The sequence below is a fragment of the Actinomycetes bacterium genome (assembly GCA_036000965.1).
Taxonomy (GTDB): Bacteria; Actinomycetota; CALGFH01; order CALGFH01; family CALGFH01; genus DASYUT01.
This window is the reverse complement of sequence record DASYUT010000027.1, coordinates 1-5,434: the sequence shown is the minus strand read 5'-3', so window position 1 is coordinate 5,434 and position 5,434 is coordinate 1. Positions and strand designations below refer to the sequence as shown.

The 5,434-nt window shown below is 68.9% G+C and carries 6 protein-coding genes and 1 pseudogene; 3 read left to right on the top strand and 4 right to left on the bottom strand.

Annotated features, from left to right (window positions below):
* From VG276_01415 to VG276_01405, 3 genes are all read left to right on the top strand, one after another.
* Positions 1-253 (top strand): IS630 family transposase (locus VG276_01415; protein HEV8648067.1); only part of this gene is annotated, 253 nt, incomplete at its 5' end.
* Between the two features lie 727 nt (positions 254-980).
* Positions 981-1,256, top strand: a complete 276-nt coding sequence (locus tag VG276_01410; protein ID HEV8648066.1) for a type II toxin-antitoxin system prevent-host-death family antitoxin — start codon at positions 981-983, stop codon at positions 1,254-1,256.
* Positions 1,246-1,647: a type II toxin-antitoxin system VapC family toxin gene (locus tag VG276_01405; GenBank protein ID HEV8648065.1), complete on the top strand. Its 402-nt coding sequence runs from the start codon at positions 1,246-1,248 to the stop codon at positions 1,645-1,647. The genes VG276_01410 and VG276_01405 overlap by 11 nt, the downstream gene beginning before the upstream one ends.
* A gap of 305 nt (positions 1,648-1,952) precedes the next feature.
* Here VG276_01405 and VG276_01400 read toward each other — a convergent pair.
* The 4 genes and pseudogenes from VG276_01400 to VG276_01385 all read right to left on the bottom strand — a co-directional run.
* Positions 1,953-2,579, bottom strand: a pseudogene (locus VG276_01400) (IS6 family transposase).
* Positions 2,580-2,818: 239 nt separating this feature from the next.
* Positions 2,819-4,030 (bottom strand): choice-of-anchor Q domain-containing protein, encoded by a 1,212-nt coding sequence (locus VG276_01395; protein ID HEV8648064.1) that lies wholly within the window; start codon positions 4,028-4,030, stop codon positions 2,819-2,821.
* A 632-nt stretch (positions 4,031-4,662) separates the two neighbouring features.
* Positions 4,663-4,875, bottom strand: a complete 213-nt coding sequence (locus VG276_01390; protein ID HEV8648063.1) for a hypothetical protein — start codon at positions 4,873-4,875, stop codon at positions 4,663-4,665.
* 277 nt (positions 4,876-5,152) lie between these two features.
* Positions 5,153-5,434 (bottom strand): hypothetical protein (locus VG276_01385; protein ID HEV8648062.1); only part of this gene is annotated, 282 nt, incomplete at its 5' end.

Here is a 5,434-nt window from a genome sequence, read left to right as displayed (position 1 = left end):
GCGGCTGGCCGACAAGCTCGAGTTCCACTACACGCCCAAGCACGGGAGCTGGCCGAACATGGCCGAGATTGAGCTTGGTGTCCTGGCCGGACAGTGCCTGGACCGGCGGCTGGCCGACCGGGCGACCTTGGAGCGGGAGGTCGCGGCGTGGGAGGCGACGCGCAATAGCACTGGCCGTGGCGTCGACTGGCGCTTCACCACCGACGATGCCCGCATCAAGCTCAAGCGCCTCTACCCTGTAATTCAGGGCTGACAGGCCACTAGTCGCTGGTGCTCCCATCTGCTGTGAGTCCTGCCGAGGGCACAGGGACAGATCGGGAACGGCGGCGGCCCGCGCTGAGCTGTCGTCCCGCCTTGGGCCTGCCCCCTGCTCCGCCCCTCACGCGCCCCTGCTGTGCCCCCCTCACGCGGCCCAACAGGGCGGCCTGGTGCACCAGGGCCGGGCCGGCAGGGGACCGACCAGCGCGTCCACAATCACCAACTCCCGCAGACCGCACCCTGGGTGGGCGGGCTGATCGAGGGCGTCTTCGGCCCAGCCGCGTCGGCTGAGCGTCGGGCGGAGCGAAACCGGAGCGAAACCAGGCCCGGCGGGATGGCGTGACCGGGCCGGGCGGCAACCACGTTTCCGCTGGTGGTGGCGGTGGTGGCAGGGACAGGATTCGAACCTGTGAAGGCATTGCCGGCGATTTTACAGGTCGCAGACCCGGCTCCCCTTCAGTCCCCTCGCATCCCCGCCGGACCCCGCTCATCGCCCGCGACCAGCACAAACGGCCTGCCGACAGCCTCTGTCGTCACTCGGCATCCCCGCCTGTCCCGCCCCGCGCGGCCTGGTGTGGGGCGGAGGGAAAGTGGAGCGAAATCCCGGCCGCCGTTTGGCCCAGAGTTCCGCACCTATGTAGTGGGCAACGTCCTGTGCCACCTGCGGGACGCGACCACCCGCTATCTCGACAGAGCTTGTCGCCATGTGCTACAACTAGCACATGGCGACAGTAGGAGTGCGTGAGCTCAGGCAGCGGGCGAGCGAGTTGCTGCGGCGTGTCGAGGCCGGCGAGACGATCGAGGTCACCGACCGAGGCCGCCCGGTCGCCGTCCTTGCCCCACTGCCGGACCGCAGCCCGATCGAGCGCCTCAGCGCCGCCGGCGACCTCGTCCCCAGCCAGCACGACCTGGACGACCTGCCCGACCCGTTGCCCCTGGGACCGGGCCAGGAACCGCCGTCGAGCATGCTCGCACGCCTCCGGCGCGATGAGCGCTAACAAGGCGACCTACCTCGACTCCTCCGCGCTCGTGAAGCTCGCCGTGCGTGAACCGGAGTCCGCGGCCCTGCGCCGCTACCTCCGGCGCCGACGGCCGCTGATCGCCAGCGCCCTCGCCCGCACCGAGGTCACGCGGGCGCTGTTGTCGCTTGGACCGGAAGCGGTCCGACGCGGCCATGACGTCCTCGCCCGCGTCGACCTTGTCAGGATCAACGATCGCGTCCTGGACGCCGCCGGCGGGATGCTGCCGGTCGAGCTCAGGTCCCTCGACGCTATCCACCTGGCGACCGCGCGGCAGCTCGGCGCTGACCTGGCCCGGATCGTCACCTACGACGACCGGATGGCCGCGGCAGCCAACCAGCTCGGCTTGACCGTCGCGCGACCAACCTGACAGAACCTGTGGGTGCCAGATATTCGGTTCACATCATGCGACCTGCGCGTATGCATGGATCAGCCCACCGAGCCGGTCTCGTCGCACGACCCTCCCAGCCGGCGCCAGGACAACTGGTTCGTCGGGCTCCAGCGGCGCTGTCGGCCCCAAGGCCCGGTGCGGGCGGTGGCGGTTGTAATGGTCGGCGGGCGCGGTTGCATCTGGTCGGTCGGCGGCATCCTGACGTCGCGGCAGCGGTCTGGCGTCAGATCGCCAAGGCGAGCTCGTCGAACGTGACCACGACTCGACAGGTCATCGGCACCCCAGACCGCGAGCTCGTAGTGTCCTCGGCGAACGTTCTGGACCAGAGCATGCCCGCTGATGACGACCCTGGCGCTGCGGTCCTCTTGAGCCCACGCATTGGTCGAAGCCTCGCCTTCAATCTGCCATGATCCGCCTCGACCCGGTTGTTGGCATACCGCTCGGTACGATGCCAGGCAGCCGGCAGCAGCTCCGCCAACACCACCGGATACGTTGGCGCCAAGTCGGTCACGACCTCCGAGGGCGTGACCCTGCTGGTGCAGATGGCCTGCTCGAAGAACCGGCGGGCCGGCCCCATGTCGCGCCGCGGCGAGACGAAGATGTCGATGACCTGCCCGAACTGGTCGATGGCGCGGTAGACGTACCGCCAGCGGCCTGCGACCTTCACATAGGTCTCGTCCACCTGCCAGCGGTCACCCACGGCGTGGCGGCAGGGCCGGGCGGCGTCGGCCCAGCGGCGGCGTGAACCGCACCACCCAGCGGTAGCTGGTGACGTGGTCGACCTCGATCCCGCGTTCGGCGAGCAGCTCCTCCACGTCACGGTAGGACAGCGCGAAGCGCGGGTACCAACGCACCGCCACGACGATCACCTCTGGCGGGAAGCAGAAGCCAGCGAACGCAGAGCCTGCCATGGGTGCCGGAGAGCGAGTTCTCATCGTTACAGTCTGCCGGCCTCGCTTGCAGCAGGTGCAACAGCGCCTCGGCCGGACCGGCGAGCGCTGCGGCCAGCCACGCATCACGCTCAGTGCTGCGTTCCTCCACGAGGTGCTGAAACGGTGGCAGCTTCATGCTCATAGAACGCGCCATGCCAGGAGCCTTGCCCAAGAGAGCAAGGCTCCTGGCTGATCGTCGACGGTCGGCACCGAGTCACTTAGCTGACGATCTGGACGGAGTCCCTTCCCTCGATCGCCACTCCGCCGACCGTCCTGCCCCTCAGGATCCCCTCGGTATCGCCGAGCTGGAAGCCCGTCTGCTGGACAGAAAACCGGCACACCAGATCGCGGCGACCGTCGCCGTTCACGTCCTGCGCGTTCTTGGCGCAGCTGACGAGGCTGTGCTCGTCGCCGGTCCTGCCGAACGTGAGCGAGGTTCTGTCCACGACGGCCGGCGCGTCAAAGCCGGCCGCGGAGAGGACAGCCACCGCGACGGTGCGGTCCCGTCGGAGGCTGATGCGGTTGGGTGTGGTCCTGGGCAGGATGTCGATGCCGACCGGCCGCACCGATGGCGACGGGGACTCGAACGCCCCGATGTCCACCGTCGCGGTTCCGTCACCGTCGCCGTCCACCGGACGGGCGTTGCCGTCGAAGTCGATGCTGGGAGCCGTCTGTGCCGTCCCTGCGTCGATCGCCGGCGAGCCGGCCTGGAGGTGGTAGTCGTTCTGGGAGGCGTCGACGAACAGCGGGTCAGCGGAGATGTTGCCAGCGAGGCCGGTCTGATCGGCGATCGCCGAATAGTTGGTGCCGTTGCCGAACACCAGGTTGTTTTCCCAGACCGGCGGGTTTCCGCCGCCGAACTGTAGCCCGATCTGGTTACCGACCACGATGTTGTTGCGGTAGACGTCGCTGCCGAATGAGTCGACGAGGAGCCCGACCGGGTTGTCGACGATGGTGTTGTTGACGACGACCGGCGCGGCCTCCGCGGGGAGGACCATGTTGATCGCCCGGCAGGGGTTGTGCTCGAAGACGTTGTTGGTGATGCGGGGGGCGGAGCCGTTGATGAAGGCCACCACCCCGGAGAGGAACTGGCTGTCGCAGGAGTTGTTGCGGAACACGTTGCCGTCGATGATCGGCGACGCGACGTTGCCGCCGATGGCGGCGCCGAAGCCTCCGGCCTGCTCGGTGTTGCCTTCGAAGATGTTGCCTTGGACGAGGGTGCCGGCGCCGGACACGGCCATTGCCGCCCCGAAGGTCGCCGACGCTCCCGTCACCGTGAAGCCGACGACGGCTCCTGCCGGGCCGATCGTGACCGCGGTCCCGCCTGCCACGGCGATCGTGGTCGCCGCGGCTCCACCAGTGCTCTGCACCCGCACGTCTTTCTGGTGGAAGTCCAGGTTCTCCGTATAGGTGCCGGGGTCCACCAGCACGGTGTCCCCGGAGGCTGCGGCGTCGAGCGCGGCCTGGATGGTCGGGAAGGTGCCGGGGACGTGCAGGTCCGCGGCGAGGGCCGGCTGAGGTACCAGCGCCAGGAACATTGCGAGGCCTATCGCGAGGGCGCCTGTGCAAGCGACCAGCGAGGCACGCTTTCGATGCGGCACGGCTATCAGGGTATTCGCCTCCCGAATGTCTTCATGCTGTCGTTGTTCCTAAACGTTCATGAGAGCTGAACTGTTACGCAATGCCTGGGTATGGGCGGCGGCCATGCCGCTGCTATAGGGGCTTGGCTGGACGGTGTCGACGGCGTTGTTGCATTGAGCGATCACCCGTCCGACTGCCTCCACTTCGCCGCTCAAAGACGACAGACCATCGGCACGACCGAGTGGTTCGAGCCTTTCTTGGCGCCCTTCCATGACGCAGAGCCTCCACTTTGCTGGGCTTCCCGGCGCATTCCGGCTCAATGCAACAGTGCCGGTAGGAGCCCGCCGGCGGTGGGGGGAACCGCCGGCGGGCGATGGCGTCTCGGAGATTACTTCGGGATCCGGGGTCACGACCAGGAAGAAGGCCGGCAGAACACCGGCAGGATGGCGGAGCGGAGCCTACGTGATCGTCGGGAAGCGACTCAGCCGTGCGACGAGAAGGCGGCACAGACGGAGCACGCGACCCAGATCACGACCTGCGCGCCGCCGGCCGAGGCCGTTCTTGGCCAGCCCCGCGTGGCCGGCTCGACATCGCCGTGGTGTGCCGGGTTCGCAGCGATCGACGGGATCGGCACGAGGTCCTCGAGGTCCGTTTGAGCGGCGGGCAGGACGCGGTCCAAAGCGGCCTGCAGCACGCGGGCGGAGGGAACCTCCATCGGAGATGGCACGGCGATGGACCTCCTGTGCGGCCGCTGGCGGCGGCGGGCATGTCCAGGCTCAGCGACGTGTGCCAGGCCGCGGGGACCTCGCGTCACAACGCGGGTCAGGAAGGTCAGGACGAGCGGCCGACAACCGAGGCGCTGCGCCATTTCCGCTTGCCCGGCTGGCTGCGTCGGGGCGGGCTGCGAGCGTCTGGACGAGCCGGCGACGCCACCACTCGACCAGCAGCGTGCCAGCGATCGTGGGGAGCACTCACGGGACCAGCACGGCCGGTCCCTGCAGGGGCCCGTCGACGGTGAGGGCAACCACCACCAGGGCGGTCACCAGCGCGAGGTAGGAGCCCCCCTGGCCGTGCACGCAGGCGTGAGCCCCAGCCGCGGAACCGCCGGGCGCGCCGTAGCGTCCCAGCACCGCCAGGGCATAGGTGAACACCGCGACCGGCACCAGCCACCACAGGTCCGCTCGGTACCCCACGACGAGCACGACCGCAGACAGGCTCACCGCCAGCACGGCCCAGACATAGGCGCCGCTGAC

Bases quoted from the DNA above. Each gene is read 5' to 3' on its own strand.
- VG276_01410 (HEV8648066.1), top strand. From the start codon at position 981: ATGGCGACAGTAGGAGTGCGTGAGCTCAGGCAGCGGGCGAGCGAGTTG.
- VG276_01405 (HEV8648065.1), top strand. From the start codon at position 1,246: ATGAGCGCTAACAAGGCGACCTACCTCGACTCCTCCGCGCTCGTGAAG.